Annotated in this window: 15 protein-coding genes; 1 reads left to right on the top strand and 14 read right to left on the bottom strand. The window is 47.4% G+C overall.

The genetic code is table 11. The annotated features are described in order from the left end of the window. Nucleotides 1–61 precede the first annotated feature (61 nt). Nucleotides 62–598 (top strand): hypothetical protein, encoded by a 537-nt coding sequence (locus tag OXN25_18950; GenBank protein ID MDE0426935.1) that lies wholly within the window; start codon nt 62–64, stop codon nt 596–598. Nucleotides 599–1157: 559 nt separating this feature from the next. Here OXN25_18950 and OXN25_18945 read toward each other — a convergent pair. From OXN25_18945 to OXN25_18880, 14 genes are all read right to left on the bottom strand, one after another. After that, nucleotides 1158–1826: an HNH endonuclease signature motif containing protein gene (locus tag OXN25_18945; protein MDE0426934.1), complete on the bottom strand. Its 669-nt coding sequence runs from the start codon at nt 1824–1826 to the stop codon at nt 1158–1160. Beyond that, complete coding sequence (locus tag OXN25_18940) at nt 1823–2242, bottom strand: hypothetical protein (protein MDE0426933.1); 420 nt, start codon at nt 2240–2242, stop codon at nt 1823–1825. The genes OXN25_18945 and OXN25_18940 overlap by 4 nt, the downstream gene beginning before the upstream one ends. Before the next feature lie 241 nt (nt 2243–2483). Continuing rightward, nucleotides 2484–3914, bottom strand: a complete 1431-nt coding sequence (locus OXN25_18935) for a tetratricopeptide repeat protein (GenBank protein ID MDE0426932.1) — start codon at nt 3912–3914, stop codon at nt 2484–2486. A gap of 25 nt (nt 3915–3939) precedes the next feature. Further along, complete coding sequence (locus OXN25_18930) at nt 3940–5616, bottom strand: CRTAC1 family protein (protein ID MDE0426931.1); 1677 nt, start codon at nt 5614–5616, stop codon at nt 3940–3942. 8 nt (nt 5617–5624) lie between these two features. Continuing rightward, nucleotides 5625–6983, bottom strand: a complete 1359-nt coding sequence (accC, locus tag OXN25_18925; protein MDE0426930.1) for an acetyl-CoA carboxylase biotin carboxylase subunit — start codon at nt 6981–6983, stop codon at nt 5625–5627. Between the two features lie 94 nt (nt 6984–7077). Further along, the gene (locus tag OXN25_18920; protein ID MDE0426929.1) at nt 7078–7596 is read right to left on the bottom strand and encodes an acetyl-CoA carboxylase, biotin carboxyl carrier protein; all 519 of its coding nucleotides are present in this window, start codon (nt 7594–7596) and stop codon (nt 7078–7080) included. Between the two features lie 149 nt (nt 7597–7745). Beyond that, nucleotides 7746–8303, bottom strand: a complete 558-nt coding sequence (gene efp / locus OXN25_18915) for an elongation factor P (GenBank protein ID MDE0426928.1) — start codon at nt 8301–8303, stop codon at nt 7746–7748. 42 nt (nt 8304–8345) lie between these two features. Beyond that, on the bottom strand, nt 8346–9032 hold the full coding sequence (gene rdgB, locus OXN25_18910; protein ID MDE0426927.1) for an RdgB/HAM1 family non-canonical purine NTP pyrophosphatase: 687 nt from the start codon (nt 9030–9032) through the stop codon (nt 8346–8348). After that, a complete protein-coding gene (gene rph / locus OXN25_18905; GenBank protein ID MDE0426926.1) occupies nt 9007–9765 on the bottom strand; it encodes a ribonuclease PH in 759 nt (252 codons plus the stop codon). The genes rdgB and rph overlap by 26 nt, the downstream gene beginning before the upstream one ends. A gap of 83 nt (nt 9766–9848) precedes the next feature. Beyond that, nucleotides 9849–10076: a hypothetical protein gene (locus OXN25_18900; GenBank protein MDE0426925.1), complete on the bottom strand. Its 228-nt coding sequence runs from the start codon at nt 10074–10076 to the stop codon at nt 9849–9851. Beyond that, entirely contained in the window at nt 10066–10983 is a 918-nt protein-coding gene (locus OXN25_18895; GenBank protein MDE0426924.1) for a phytanoyl-CoA dioxygenase family protein, read from the bottom strand. Before OXN25_18895 ends, OXN25_18900 begins: the two co-directional genes overlap by 11 nt. A 124-nt stretch (nt 10984–11107) precedes the next feature. Continuing rightward, nucleotides 11108–13255: a BatA domain-containing protein gene (locus OXN25_18890; GenBank protein ID MDE0426923.1), complete on the bottom strand. Its 2148-nt coding sequence runs from the start codon at nt 13253–13255 to the stop codon at nt 11108–11110. A gap of 238 nt (nt 13256–13493) precedes the next feature. Then, a complete protein-coding gene (locus OXN25_18885; GenBank protein MDE0426922.1) occupies nt 13494–14465 on the bottom strand; it encodes a DUF58 domain-containing protein in 972 nt (323 codons plus the stop codon). Between the two features lie 37 nt (nt 14466–14502). After that, a complete protein-coding gene (locus OXN25_18880) occupies nt 14503–16443 on the bottom strand; it encodes a SpoIIE family protein phosphatase (protein ID MDE0426921.1) in 1941 nt (646 codons plus the stop codon). Between the last annotated feature and the right edge of the window lie 143 nt (nt 16444–16586).

The following is a 16586-nucleotide window of genomic DNA, read 5'->3' as shown; positions in this document are numbered from 1 at the left end:
TTTCTACTACCTTCCTACCGTAGTAGGAGGATAAAAGAGCTGGAACTAAGACGAAATGAAAATGCGACTACGCTTTTGCGAATCCGAAATCGCCTATTGGGCAAACATCTATACGGAATACCAAACGACGAAAGGCCAAACGAGGGAACAGCAGGTTATCGGATTTCGGGATGGTATTCAGGAGCGAGGTTACCTAACCAAAGATGAATTGCATAAGGTCACTTATTGGAAAACCAGAAATATTTTTGGGAGGGCAGACCTGACCTTAGATAACCGGGACGGTTTTATAAGGGAAATTACTAAACAGGTATTCACGCCTACAGACGATGAGGTAAAATTGTTGTCTTTGACCCAGTTACAAGGCATTGGGGAGTCAGTTGCTTCCGCGATCCTACACCTCTATGACAAAGGGCAGTATCCTATACTCGATATTCACGCCCTCTGGTCTGTTGGGCTTAAATTCAGACAAAGAAGTTCGTATCCATTCTGGCCGAAATATATTGCGTTTTGTCGGGATATTGCCAACCGAAACCGGATAAAGATGCGAACGCTTGATAGAGCGTTATGGCGGTATTCGTATGACAGCGAAGAACGTTGAAAACAGAACCATTTTTGAATGTGAACAACAATACTTGTCTTAACTTTGCTAATTTTTGGTCTAAATAAACGGTGGCACTTCAAGTCACCTTAATTTTCAGGTGTCTCTCTTACGGGAACACGCCTGTATTTTGTCTAACCAACTCTATGTTCTTAACAATAAGGAATCTTCAGTCTTTAGACTGGAGAGGATGCCAAAGCGTCCAACGACAGAGCCATTCAATTGTCGGATTTTTGAGTATTTTCGCGAAGGCATCGCGAGTTGAAAGTTTGCCGCTACAGGAATGTGTCGGGAATCGGAGTTCCCTCCTACAGAAGAATTGAATGGCTCTGTCGCGATTGAGAGTTCATTACGGCTATTTAGCTTTCAGTTTTTTCTGGATTTTCTGGGAGAAGTCGCACCGGGAGATCACTCCTACAAGAAGCATGTAAGAAAGGTCGGGATTACAGCCCTGCCAATCGTGCCTTCAATTCTTCTTCTTGAATGGGTTGTGCTAAATCCATGAGGTAAATCCGCATGTGATCTGAACGGTCAGAACTAAAGACGAGGGTTTTTCCATTCAAGTGCGCTCTGAATCATTATTGGACAGGTTCTTTAGATCCCACATCGGGATAGCCACTGTTAGTTCGCTTCGTAAAGCACTGATCTCTTGGGACAGGAAAGAAAGTAAACGTCGCATCATTCGAGTCGCATCGTCTGCGGGTCGTGTCTCAATGGTTCTTTCAAGTTCTATCTGTAATTGATACGCGTCATTGAATCGCGTCCACTTCTGAGTCCGATCACGACGGTGTTGCTGCAGCCATGAACGATTGAGACGGAGCGTGGCAATATGGTATTCACCGCAAGGTGTAAGAGGCTGCAGTAAACCGTCGTCGGACTCAGTGAAATGAACACCCACATCTTGTTCACGACACGGATCAGCAAAGCGATACCCACGTCGCAGTTGTTCATCTGTCGGCCATCTGTTATGTTTTATCATATTGCATGGGATGCAGACCCAATATAGATTGGTATAGTCATTGACAGATCCGCCTCTACTTCGTGGTTTGAAATGGTCAATACAAAAGGCTTGGGGACCGCCTTTTGTTTGTTCATGAACACCGCAATAGGCACAACGGAACTCGAAGTCTCTGCGCAGATACGGCTCAGCGTTTCGATATCCTGTCCTACCTCGCATCACAGGGGGTGATTCTCGTCGGCGAATACGAGGAGAGGCATTTTGATTCACATCAGCTCCTTCAATTCACGGAGTTTGGTAACCACCTCCTCAAACCTTTGCTTCCACTCTTCATCGCGTGCGGCGGTTCGTTTCCGCATGGATTGTATAAGCGGTTGCGCTGCTTCTACATCGTTCAATTGACCGTCCAACTTAGTCAACTCAATTTCCTCTTGAGGTGTTAAGCTTTTAGAGAACTTTTTATTTAATAATTTGTGATAGGTTTTAAGCAGATCCGCAGGAAGTTCATAATCAAAGACGTTTTCACCTGCGTCCGGGTGCCACTTGCGATACGCATCCATCGGGATAATCGCGGCGACAGGCTCCCCATTGTGTTCAAGAACGAGACTCTCATGTCCTTCCCAATTTGCCTGTAGTAAGTTTTCAATTTGACGTGGAAGTTGGTCCAACGAAATCGTTTTACGCATAAGTTCATCTCCTTTTCAAGTAGCACTTTCGGTCATTATTATACTATATTCTTTAGCGTGTTTGCCACATCTTTTGTGAAACAGCTGAGGAAATACCCAAGCGTAAAACTCACTCCTACAAGAATGGTCAAATTAGGAAGAATCACGAGTAAAACTCGCTCCTACAAGGATGGTCAAATTAGGAAAAATCGCGAGTAAAACTCGCTCCTACAGCAGCAGGGGCGAGGGAAATGCAGTGCGGCTACAAACCCGCCAACCGCGCCTTCAATTCTGCTTCTTGGACAGATTGTGCTAAATCCATGAGATAGATCCGCATGTGATCTGAACGGTCAGAACTAAAGACGAGGGTTTTTCCATCTCCTGAAAGACTGGGTTCAAAATGGGCACCGACGTGGCTTGTGAGTTGGGTCTTGTTTGTGCCGTCAGCGTTCATCATCCATAGCGTATAATGATTATGCGCACTTGAGATATAGATAATCCGCTTCCCGTCTCGACTGAAAGTCGGCTGATAGTGGCTTGCGTTAGAGAACGTTAGCTGCTTCGCCGTACCACCCGATGCACTAATGACGAAAATCTGATAGACATCCTCCACCATCGAGGTAAAGGCAATCCGTCTGCCATCGGGTGCCCACGTTGGATGTCCGTCATCAACAGTGTTATGGGTCAGCTGCATCTGATTTGTGCCGTCTGTCTGGATGATGTAGATTTCCAAAGTATCGTCATTGTTAGCATCTCCAGGCGTGCTTCCGTTTTCCCGTGTCGGTGCTCTGGATTCAAAAGCGATCCGCTTTCCATCAGGAGAAAAGACAGGTGCGCGATGCGCACCTTCTATATCAATTACCGGACGTTGGTTCCTTCCGTCAATATCCATGAGATAAATCGAGGCACTGCTCGGATCAGAACCGCTTGCTTGGACAGGTGGGAGCATCATGCCGCCGCGGGTACGCTCTGTCACGAAGGCAAGCGACTTTCCATCGGGTGAAAATGCTGGCATGTATTCGTCAAGTTCATCGGTATGCGTCAGTTGACGGAGTGAACGTGTGTTGAGATCCATGAGATACAACTCAGCGTTCTGGAGGCGGTTTGAGGCGAAGGCGAGCCACTTACCATCGGGCGAAATTGCGGGACTATAATCGTCCGTGTACTTCGCCGTAAAGGTCATCATGTTCCCTTTTTCAGTGAAGGTCTGCTCGTAATCGTCGCTGCCTTCCGTGCGGAGACGTTGAACGTGGTAGGCATCTCCCGTGAGTGCCGCTAACTGAAGGTGGACATCTTCATTTAAAGAATTGCTTAGCAGGTTTTGAAATTGGGAAATGGCGAGGTCCCGGTTACCAGTGTGCCAGTGGAGGCGGCCGAGAGCGAGTGCGATTTCTGGGCGTTGGGGTGCTAATCGTTGTGCGTTTTTAAAAGCATCGGTTGCTTGGGTAGCGTCTTTCAATTCTTCATACGCTAAACCGAGTTGGTAATAGGCTTCGGCATCAGAAGAATTTTGTCTGATTACCGATTCAAACTGCTGAATCGCTGCCGCGGTGTCACCAGTTCTGACTAATTCCTTGCCGCGTTTGATGGCAGGATCCTCACCGCACGCGAGCAGGATTAAGCATAGAGAAAAAATCTGAACTGTGATTCTTATGATTTTAAGATTTGTGTGATTCCATAAATCATAGCACATCTGATAATCCTATAAATCTTGGTTCTTATTTCTGCATTATACGGAGTCGTTGGTTTGTCGGCACGTTATGCAGCGTTTGGGTATCGCCGTTCGACCAGATGACCTGTACACGCTCGACCTGTGTAGCACTCCCTACACCGAATTCAGTGATGAAACTATTAAAAGACATGTAACTATCACCGGCATAAACCTCGCGTATCTGTGTCCGATCTGTCGTTTTCACTTGAATCTTCGTGCCGACTGCGTTTCGGTTGGCATTGGTGCCAATTAATTCTATATGCAGCCAATTGTTACGGTTCCCACCGTCATTGCGCAATAGCGTCGGTGCTGCATGGTTATTGACGATGAAAATATCAACATCGCCATCGCTGTCGTAGTCGCCAAACGTCGCGCCACGACCGACTCGGATAGGAAGCACAGCAATCCCCGTGATTCCACTCACATCCGTGAACGTGCCATCCCCCTCATTACGAAACAAGGCATCGCGTTGGGGGATAAGCACCTGTGGACGCTTGAGTTCTTGGAAGGTGCTACCGTTCGTTACGAAGATATCTAAATCGCCATCGTTGTCGTAATCAAAGAGCGCAGTCCCCCATCCAATCTCTTTGATGCTCGCTTCAGCAAGCATAGCCGTATAAGATTCATCCACGAATCTGATGTGTTCGGCAACCGCATCCTCCTTCAAGAGATTTCTGTAGAGCGCGTTTTCCTCGTCAACCCAATGGCTCATAAAAAGGTCTATATCACCATCACCGTCGTAATCCCCAGCAGCAAGTCCCATGGAACCCCGAAAATCCGCCGCCCACGATTCGGCACTCACATCAGTAAACACACCCCTTCCGTCATTACGATAGGTATAGTTGACAGAGGTATCATTTGCGACGTACAAATCAAGGTCGTTGTCTGCATCAAAGTCGCTGAAGATGGCTTGCATACTTCTGCCCCCCGGTGCAGCGATACCCGCTTCAGCCGTTACATCCGTAAAGGTGCCGTCCCCATTGTTGCGATAAAAGACATTATCCTGCGGTTCAAAGACGTGCGGATTGAGGGCACTCGGTACGGGTTTGCCAGATTGTAAGGATTCCTCCTTCATCTGCTCTAACGCTTCTAAGTCGTAGGTGACGTAGTTGCAAACATAGAGGTCCAAATCGTTGTCGCCGTCCACATCAGCGAAGGCAGCCCCTGTGCTCCACAATTCACAACCGACCCCAGCAGTTCCCGTCACATCCCGGAAAGTGCCATCGCCGTTGTTGCGATAAAGCACATTCGCCCCATAATTGGTGATGTATAGATCGATATTGCCGTCGCCATCATAATCCGCAAAAACGCATCCCATACCGTAGCCTCGATGTCCAACCCCTGCGGTCTTAGTAATGTCCGTAAACGTGCCGTCCCCATTGTTCCGATAGAGAACATTAGCAGTCCCGGAATTAACAGGATTCCGATCTCGTTTAAAAGGTCCAGGGAGGTTCACAACGTAGAGGTCTATATCCCCATCGTTATCTATATCGGCGAATCCGGCACCGGATCCCATGTCTTCAGGTAGTAGGCTTGATCGAGTACCACTTGAATGCCGAAAATGGATGCCAGATTCATCGGTGACATCAACATAGGTAACCGCCGCTACAGACATAGATGTTAGCACAATGAACAGCGAACAGCAAACAGCGAATAGCAAACAGCGAACAGCGGTACATTTCATAACTTTCCCTACGTTTCAAGAAAATTTGTAAAGATAGCCCGGTTGCGGAAGCGTTCGTCGTTGAGAATTTGCTGATAGAGCGGAATTGTGGTTTTTATGCCCTCAATTCTGAATTCGGACAACGCCCGATCTAATCGCGCAATTGCCTCTTCCCGGTCTCTACCGCTTGCGATAAGTTTCGCGACAAGTGAATCGTAGTGAGGTGGCACGGTATACCCTGTGTAGAGGTATCCATCGACTCGAACACCTATGCCCCCTGGCGGGTGGTAGGTGGTGACCAGCCCTGGCGAAGGCATAAACTGATTCGCTGGGTCTTCGGCATTAATCCGGCACTCAATAGCGTGTCCGTGTATCTCAACATCAGATTGGCTGTATCCGAGTTCCTCACCCATTGCGAGTCGGATTTGTTCTTTAATGAGATCAATACCGGTAATACTCTCAGTGATCGTATGCTCAACCTGAATACGCGTGTTCATTTCAAGGAAATAGAAATTGTTATCTTTATCAACAACAAATTCAATAGTCCCTGCGTTTGAATAACCGATGGATCTTGCGGCTTTTGCGGCGGCTTTACAGATGTCAGATCGAAGTTTAGATGGAATAGAAGCGGCGGGTGCTTCTTCAAGCAGTTTCTGCTGCTTCCGCTGGATAGAACACTCACGCTCACCCAAGTGAACGACATTCCCGTGCATATCGCCTAAGATCTGGACTTCAATATGCCGTGCCTCTTCAATCCATTTCTCGATATAGACATCGCCATTGCCAAAAGCAGCCTCACCTTCAGCCTTCGCGGTGCGAAAGAGGTTCATCAAACTTGGACGGTTCTCAGCAATCCGAATGCCGCGACCTCCACCGCCAGCGACGGCTTTAATCCCGACGGGATAACCGATTTTCTCGGCGAGTTGCGCCGCCTCCTCAGCAGTATCGACTGTCCCTTTTTTATTGTTTCTGCGTCTACCACTTTGGCTGCCGGGAATCAATTTCAGACCAGCTTTCGCTGCTGTTTCCAATGCCTTTACCTTGTCCCCCATTGTCCGAATATCCTCAATAGAAGGACCGATGAATCGTATTTCGTGTGCCTCGCAAATCTCGGCGAACTGTGCGTCCTCAGCAAGAAAACCCACTCCTGGGTGAATAGCATTGACGTTCGCAAAATCCGCGACAGAAATAATATTGGCATACTTGAGATAACTTTCTGCTGATGGGGGCGGTCCGATGCAATATGCCTCGTCAGCGTATTTAACGTGGAGTGCCTCCTCATCAGCAGTAGAGAAAATAGCGACCGTCTTAATTCCCATGTCTTTACATGCGCGAATAATACGGACAGCGATTTCACCGCGATTTGCTACTAATATTTTTTTTATCATTTTTTAAACTATTAAATCTGGTCACCGTTCCACTTCATTTCACGGTGGTTTTCGCCTAAGTCAACTGGATTTGAATTATGAAAAGTAAAAGAATCTATTGCTGCCTCACTCGGAAGAGGGGTTGGTTATACTCAACTGCGTCACCGTCTTCGACGAGGATTTCCAAAATCTCGCAGCTAAAAGGTGCTTCCACTGGATTATATGTTTTCATAACCTCAAGCACGGCTACAGGTTCACCAAGACTGACGACATCCCCCGCCTCAACAAAGGGAGGTTCATCAGGTCCAGGGGCGCGGTAAAAACGCGAAGGCATCGGCGCATTGATGAAGTTATTTTCGACCTGCTCGCCATCTTCAATATCCATATCCTCAACAGGTAGGCTTTGTGGACTCACTGCGATGCTCGTCTCTACCGGTTGTAACGGCAGATTTTCATACTTAGGTGGACTCCCGGGGTGCTTGGAAACTTGGACTTCCAGTTCATTTTCACGGATGCGGACTTCCGTAAGGTCAGTGCGCTCAAGAATCGCTGCCAGCTGTTCAACGAGTTCCAGCACGCTGCTGAAGTCTTGTTCCGGAGATTGGGATCTGTCCTTAGCTTTATTTTGACGCATTTGTTTATTGGCTATCAGCAGTCAGCAGTCAGCAGTCGGTTAAGAGGCATTCTGTAACAATTTTCGGGTCTTGGAATACACCAAGCAAGTGAAGCTTGTTACAAACTGTCCTCAGTCTCCGAAAGCCGAAAGCCAAAAACCAATGGCTATTAAATCCTTTCTACATATTTTCCAGTACGCGTGTCAACTTTGATGCGCGTTTCGTTTTGAACAAACAGTGGGACGTTAACAACCGCGCCCGTCTCAAGCGTAGCACGTTTTGAACCACCGCTCACCGTATCACCTCGTAACCCTGGATCCGTCTCAACGATTTGAAGTTCAACGAAGTTAGGGAGTTCAAGGGCAAGCGGGGTTACCCCTTCCATTTTGATAGTGACCGTCTCGCCTTCCTTTAGGAACTTTAAGTTATCACCAACAAATTCTACAAGCAGCGAATGTTGCTCGAAGGTTTCGTTGTCCATAAACCACAAACTATCGCCATCCCTATACATATATTGCATCCGGTGATCCATGACCCGCACGGTCTCAACGTTTTCATTGGAACGGAAGGTCCGATCCAAAACAGCCCCATCGCTAACGCGCTTGATTTTTGTGCGAGCAAAGGCACTGCCTTTCCCTGGTTTGACATGTTGACAATCAACTATAGTATAAATCGTATCGTTAAGTCGGATAACCAATCCGTTACGTAAATCGTTAAGTGCCGCCATTTTCTCCTCGTTTCTTCGCCATCCGCGGACCGCGAACCGCGATTAGCGAATCAAGGCAAGTGCCTGTTGCAATGCCTTGGCTCTGTGACTAATTTGGTTTTTTATGTTTTCTCCCAATTCTGCGAAGGTCTGTTCGTAGCCATCGGGTACAAATATCGGATCATATCCGAACCCACTCTCGCCAGCAGGGATATAGGTGATTCGCCCTTTGCAAACACCGATAACGACTTCAGGATCAGTATCCGGACACACGACTGCGATTGCGGCGACAAAACGGGCACGCCGATCTGTAACACCTTCCAAGGCTTCAAGGAGGCTCGCAATCCGTTTTGCATCAGTCGCGTCTTCACCGACCCAACGTTTGGAGTTAACACCGGGTGCGCCATTAAGGGCGTTTACTTCCAATCCTGCATCGTCAGCAAGTGTAAGCTGCCCAGTATATTGGGCAATTACAGATGCTTTCTTAATAGCATTTTCAGCGTATGTTGCCCCGTCCTCAACGACCTCTGGAGCGTCAGAATAGGACTTTAAGGATATAACTTCAATAGAACGATTGTTGGCTGTTCGAGATTCGCGATTCGCAGTCCGCGAAGACGCAAGCGTTACCGAACGCCTCTTTTCTTTGCTATTCGCGGTTCGCGGTTCGCGGTTCGCGGTTCGCGAATTACGAAGCATTTCCGCAAGTTCTCGGACTTTGCCTTGATTACGGGTTGCCAATACAAGCTTCATCTAAACCCTCCAGCATCATACGATTCTGTAATCGAATGAGCTCTTGGATACCGTTGACAGCGAGATCCAACATCTGGTCGTAATCCTCACGCGAAAACGGGGTCTCTTCCGCAGTGCCCTGTATTTCTATGAACTTCCCGCTTCCGGTCATAACGATGTTCATATCAACATCGGCAGTTGAATCTTCAGTATAACAGAGATCCAACATCGGTGTGCCTTTAATCAACCCTACACTGGTCGCGGCAACGTTATCTGCGATCGGAAAGTTTTTGATTTTTTCACTGTCAACAAGTCCACGGCAGGCATCCCATAAAGCGATAAAAGCCCCAGTAATAGCGGCTGTGCGTGTCCCTCCATCGGCTTGAATCACATCACAATCTACCCAGATTGTTCGCTCTTCTAAAGCATATAAGTCGACAGCAGCGCGTAAGGAACGACCGATAAGGCGTTGAATTTCTTGCGTTCTTCCACCGATGCTCCCACGGGTGACTTCCCGTTGCATTCGCTCAGAGGTGGAACGGGGCAACATTGAGTATTCTGCCGTTACCCAGCCCTTATTCCTGATACGTTGCGCACGCATGAAACGGGGCTGCTGGTCTATAACAGAGGCGGTACAGATAATATGGGTGTCCCCTGTTGCGACGAGGACTGAACCTTCAGCATGTTTGATATAGTGTCGTTTGATTGTGACGGGACGCATTTCATTTGATTGTCGCCCATCTTCTCTTTCCATCCTTAATCTCCATGTATCGCTATTCGCTATTCGCTATTCGCTGTTTGCTTTTTGCGGTCTGCGGTTCGCGGTTCGCGGTTCTGCTATAAGGCTCTGAGAAATTCTAATGCCTTGGTATAACTTTTCCGTTCAAGATAGTGTAGAAGCATTTTAGGAGCTGTCGGTGCAAGTTCTTGCGACAGTGCATCAATTCCTTCCAACTGTTCCATTATATCCTCGCCTGTCTCAATCCGTTGCATCATAGTTTCCAACGTTTGCCTGAGATTTGTAAGTTTAGACTTCGGCGTTGCGTCAAGAGATTTAACTTGCATCTAATGCCTCCAACTCTTCAACGGCTTTACAGGTCCGCAGGTGGACGTTCTGAGGCGGCGGATCATAGCCTTTCCACGCATAGGGATCGACCCCGGAGACCGGGACGATACATCGTCGGTCAGCACTTGCGGCACGCTCCCCTTCCTTAACCGTCCAGGGCAGCAACGACCAAGCATTACAGTAATGGTTCACCAAAACCCGTCGATATGTATCGCCACGATTTTTACGAGACCGATGTAGAAGGTAACCGTTAAAAAACACTAATGTGCCGGTCGTAACTTCAACAGGCACCTCACCGGTACCATCAAAACCGTAGCTCTCTGGCGTAAAATCGAACTCATCTGGGTTCTCGTGCGATCTCTGCGGATAGAGGTATCCGCGGCGATGCGAGCCTGGGAGAACCCATAAACATCCATTTTTTATAGTTGCGTCGTCCATTGCTATCCACGCGCCAATCAAGGAGCGATCGCGAGTCGGAATATAGATTTCGTCCTGATGCCATGCCTGCCCTTGAAAATTGGGCGGTTTGACGAACAACATCGACTGCATACACTTGACACTACCGTCCCAATAGGGTAAATGTGCGGCAGTTATTTGACTCAAGATGCCACATACTTTCGGGTGTTTGACGTACCTTTCAATAACAGGACTGACAAAATGCGGCTGATGTATGCAAAGGATACGACTGATAGCCTCGTCATTGCTAATATTGTCAGGGAGCGGTTTCAGGCTCTCACACGGATACCCACCTTTAGCGAGCGTCATGGTATCCTGCCGCAGCTCCTCTATTTCATCAAGAGACAGCAGATCCGGGACAACGAGATAACCGTTGTCTATAAAAGATTGAATCTGTTCATCAGATACGATTTTTGGCACTTCAATCGGTGCACTTGGTTCAAAGTCCATTTTTTTTAGGTACGCTCCGCTTTTAGTTAAAAGTACGCTTCGCTTTTAGCTAGTAAGTTAAGAGTGGAGAACCTATTGTTAATCAAAACCCTCTTAACTTATAACTTATAACTCGATTCAATAACTAAACACGATTTGCAAGAAACATCTCTGTTACCGCCAAAGCAAAGACCGCTAACATGAGATACATCCAGACATCCTGTCTGTTCTCAACGTCCTCGTGGTACTGTGCGATGAGTTCTGCGGTAGGTTTGTCCTCCGCGGATTCATCCACAGTCCCTTTCAACATACTCGTAAGTTCTTCCACATCACGCGAGGCGAGGTCAGATTCTGTTGCCTCAGTGTTGATGACAAAATAGCGAGCCTCCTCGCCGGATGCATGGATAGAATAGATACCCGGTATCGTCGTGTCTGTATAAAAGACGCTTGTAGTGGTGTTATTTTGCTCGGACTGCAAGCGAGTTTCAATACTATTTGGGTTGAAGATCGCAAGTACTCGATCGCGTTGACCCCCACCCCTCTCAGTTTCAACATCAAGTTCGATGCTATCACCAACGCGATAATCCGGACGTGTCTCTACATCCTTGAGTGCGAGATATTTAATCGTCTCATGCAAGAAAGGCAGATAAACGGCACGAATTGGGAGATCGTTCCACTCGCGGTCTATCGTTGAGGTAAAGCAGAGAACACGTCCTGGGGTCCCCGTAGTGGATAGCGCGCGGGGATCGCCGTAAGATTTTTCAAAAAGTGCAGGACTCCCATCATCATAAGTCGCGATGACGGTTGCATCTGCTGTCGGGACGGTTTGAAAAACTCTGTAAAACCGTGCTTTCCCGAAATCACCATGGTTTGGTTCTTTAAAGGGTGCAAAAATTGGATGTTCATACTTCACAGTTGCAAGGACCCGAAACTGTTGGCGATCAAAGGCATCCCCAACGGCTTGAACGAAATTGCACGGCATCAAGCCCGCCTCACCGCCGAGGTGTTGTTCATAGACATCAGCATCGAAATTATCACCCACTGTCACAATCAAGCCGCCGCCTGATGCGACGTAAGTTTTTATGCGATCCGCTTCATTTGAAGAGAACCGCGCAACATCGGCAAGGATAAGCACGTCGGTGCGTGCAAGCGTCGCTGCATTGGGAATAGTTGTCGATTCGCTGAAATCAATTGGAACGGCATCACTTCCGGCTGTAAACGCCATTTCCATGAAGAAGGTCTCTGGTTTTTGAAACGAGCTGCGCGTCCGAGAACTGTTACCGACAGCATGAACCTTGATAGACTGTAGACTCTGTAAGGTGAAATAGCGTTTGTTGTCAACTGCAAGTCCGTCTTCTGGAAGTTCAACCCACCCTGTATGTGTCGCTTCGTCTTGGAAATCAATATTGAAGACAGCATCTGCCAAGTCGTCTGGTTCAATGTCGAGCTGGACGGTTTGAATCATATTTTCATCTATAAAAAGGCGAACGGGTAAATTTTCAACAGGTTCATCGCCGTAGTTGTGGACGCGAGCGACCAGATGCGACGCTTGCTGCTCGTTCAAAATAACAGGTGGTACACTGATCCCCGTAATAGCGAGATTCTTGGGCTGTTCGATGCCGACATTAATAAACTCAACTTGGACATCAGGATTGAGTTTGTCCGTCTCGATAAAGTTTTCCCAACCCCGCTTTTGCATATCGCTGATGAGATAAACCTGCTTCTGCCCAATAGGAATAGATTCAAGAATCTCATTTGCGGTTTGCAAGGCATCCAAATAATCCGTGGGCTCATAGGTAACTTCCGCGGTATTTAAAGCCGACCTGAGATGCGAGAATTCTGAACCGAGAGGCGCGACAACACGTGCTTTGTCCGATGAAAGGATGAGGCACGCTGCATCGGTTGAATCAAGCCCACCCAGAATTTTGGTTCCTTCTTCTTTGGCATCCTTGAAGACTTCTTCATACTGCATACTATAGGAGGTATCGAGAATAATAACAGCATTTCGTTTCCCCCCAATCTTCTGTGTAATGACAGGGGCTGCAGCGAAAAAAGGTCGCGCAAACGCTACACCGAGGAGTGCCAATATCAGAATACGCATCAGTAGGAGTAGCCAACGTTTCAGTTTATGTCGGCGGACGTTTGTCTGATGCGACATCTGAATGAAACGCACTGTACTGAATATCAACCGCCTTGCACGCTCCCGATTCAACAGATGTAGAATAATCGGAATTGACGCGCCTATGACACCGGCTGCTACAAATAGGGGGGCTAAAAATCCTAATCCAAACACCTTTTACCTATTAAATCTGGGCACCGTTCCACTTCGTTTCACAAATCAACGGTATGAATGCCGTATGGCATTCCCCGGGTTTTCGGGTAATTCTAACTATCTCTGGGTCATAAAGAATACTAAAAATCCTAATCCAAACACTTTTTATTCCCCTTCAGCAGTCAGCGGTTGGCTTGTGGCAGTTATCTAATCTACCATTCCACCAAGCATCTCTCTACTGACTGCTGATAGCCGACTGCTAAAGAATCCCTTGCCGTTTTGCAAGATAGGAAGCGAGTGCGAAATCAATCGGTGTCGCTGTGGTTATCAGGTTATAATCAATATCGGCCTGTCGTAGTGCAAGCCTGTAGGTATCAAGAAATGCGTTGAAATTATTCAGATAACTCTCCTGAATCGCTTGTGGTGTCGTGATAATCTCATTGTCATTTTCCGAGTCAATAAAACGGATAAGAGCTTCGGAACTTCGTCCTGTCTCAAAGTTAGTGAAATCAATTTCCTGCTGTGCGAGGACGTGAAAAACAATTACTTCATGCCCCTCATATCGGAGATGCTCCAAACCAGAGATAACCTCTTCCTGATTTTCATCATAAAGGTCCGAGATAAAAAGCACTAAACCGCGCTTCGTCAAGCGTTCTGCGACTTGATGCAGCGGCATTCCCATTCGGGTGGTTTTTGCGGTTTGCAAGGTTTCCAATGTGAGCAAGATAGAATGCAGGTGTGACGTGCTACTCCTTGCGGGGAAATACTGATGCAGCGTGTCATCAAAATAAGCGAACCCAATAGCGTCCCGCTGCTTTGCCATAAAGTAGGCAAGTGACCCGATCAGGTAGCTGGAATATTGCAGTTTTGTCAAGGTCTGTCCAGCTGTTCCCTGATCCGTAGCATCGGTTTCGGGTACATCATCTACCGGGTGCGCCATAGACTCGCTGGTATCCAAAAGCAAGTAGCAATTGAGATTGGTTTCCTCCTCAAACTGCTTGATATAGTATCTATCAGTCCGAGCATAGGCTTTCCAATCTATATGTTTGGTATCATCGCCGGGCATATACTGTCTATACTGGGCAAATTCGACACTAAATCCATGATACGGACTTTTATGGAGACCTGAAATAAAACCTTCAACGACGAATTTAGCAATTAATTCAAGATTTCCGATTCGGGCAAGAATTGATGGGTTTAGGAATCTGCGTCCCTCTGACTGGCTTTGCATCTATAATTACGCCTTTTATGTCGCTCTAAACTACATCCTATTTCTTTTTCAAGATGAGTAGCGTCAGGTCGTCAAACTGATCGGCTTCGCCCTGAAATTTCATTACGGCGTCGTGAAGGTGTTCCCGCATAGCCTCAGCACTGGCATCTCTGCATTCCTTAGATGCTTCAACGAGTCGATCTTCATCATAATACTCATCATCAACGTTAACAGTCTCCGTGACACCATCGGTATAATACACAACAACATCACCACTAACAAGTTGCGTATGTTCAGCCTCATATTCAGCGATACTTGAGACCATATCATTAGGGAACATTCCGAGTGGGATGCCGCCGACATCTTCACCGAGCCACTTACAGGTTCCATCTTTTTTCACGAGGAGCGGCGGATTATGTCCTGCATTGAGAGTTGTCAACACATCTGTTTCGGGGTTAAGGTGGCTATAGAAGAAAGTTGCATATTTCTCCTCAGTGCCGCTGGCATAAAGCAGCGAATTGAGTATCATCGCCATCTCGGTGAGTTCAGCATACACGATTGATGGACATACCCCGTTTCCAGCGTCTTCGGCTGTCGGGGTATCGACACGAGATAATTCAGAAATAAGCCCAGCGCGCAAGGTCGCCATGAGTAGCGCAGCTTGCATCCCTTTTCCAGAGACATCCGCAATTGCAAGTCCCCAATGCCCAGTAGGTAAAGCAATACAATCATAGTAGTCGCCGCCGACGGGACCCCGGGGTTCATAATGCCCTGCGACTTCATAGCCAGTAATATCAGGCAAATTCTCTGGAATGAGGTTTTCTTGGATCTTACGTGCCTCTTCCATTTCTGCTTGCAATTGGCGTGCCTCAAGTGCTTCTTGATGGAGGTGTGCGTTCTCCATCGCCACGCCTGCCTGTTTGGCAAAAGAATCGAGTAAGACTACATCCTCATCGGTAAAAGGAGTGATTCTACCACCACGTTCTTCCTTGTCCCCGACGACAAGAACACCTAAAACATCACCATCGCGTCCAGAGATAGGAACCGCCATCAAATTCTTGCCCCCGAAAAGCGTATCGGACTCCGGCAAACAGTGTCCGGGCAATCCATCCTTGACGACAGACCTCAGCATGTCCACCGATGTTGCTTCTTCGGACACAGGTGCTTCCTCTCCACAAGAGATAACAAGTTCATTACCGTTCTGCTGTGCCGTGGAGTTTTCAACCAATGTCTCAGGAAAGGCATAGCTCAGTTCAAGTTCCTGTTGCTCTGGGCGCGTGAGCATGAGTGCCCCGGCATTCGCATCCAAAAACGAAACGGCTTGTAACACGACCTGTTCTGCAGCATCTTCAGGCTGTAAGAGCTGACAAATTTGTGGGGCACTCTCAGCGAGCATGAAGAGACGAAACTTTTCGCTCTGGATACCTTCTACCATTCGCGAATAAGCGATAGCGATTGAAATTTGGTGGGCGAGGGTTGTCAACAATTCCTGTTCCCATGTGACTAACGTCTCCCGCCCCAAAAATCGTCCTAAACCAATCATACCCAAGAATTCATCTTGAATCTTTAGCGGAACCCAGAGTCTGATATCAACAGTTTCGACGAGTTCAGCACTCTGGACAAAGAACTCCTCAAGACCGACTGGCGGTGTACGACTCTCGATGAATGGATGTTGCAGTAAACTCGCAACTTCCTCTGCTGTAATAGGAATTGAGGGAAACACCTGTTCGGGTGTCGATGCCACCACATCAAGATTTTCTGCGGTAGGATGGTAACGCAGGATCACACCCCGTGTGACTTGCAAGGTCCCAAGGGTGATGCGAAGATAGGTTTTGCTTGAATGATTAAAGTTACCGTAGCCGGAAATGAGCGTTTGTCCCAAATGCTCTAACTCGGACAGACTAAATATGAGCCTTTCCATAGTCTGTTCTGCGGTGTTTTGTGTGCCTTGGGTTTGCTGCAAATCGCGATCTAAAATAGGCTCGCTTAAATCTTTCATAGTGTTGCATCCAGATATTGGTCATTCAACGATTAAACCTGGACCGTTTTTCCGTTGTCAAAAACGGATATATGGTCCACACCGTATGACGACTTTCTTTTTTAGTATATCTATTATTACAAAACAATTTTATATATCTATTA

The sequence above is a fragment of the Candidatus Poribacteria bacterium genome, from assembly GCA_028820845.1.
Classification (GTDB): domain Bacteria; phylum Poribacteria; class WGA-4E; order WGA-4E; family WGA-3G; genus WGA-3G.
This window is presented reverse-complemented; position numbering and strand designations above follow the sequence as displayed.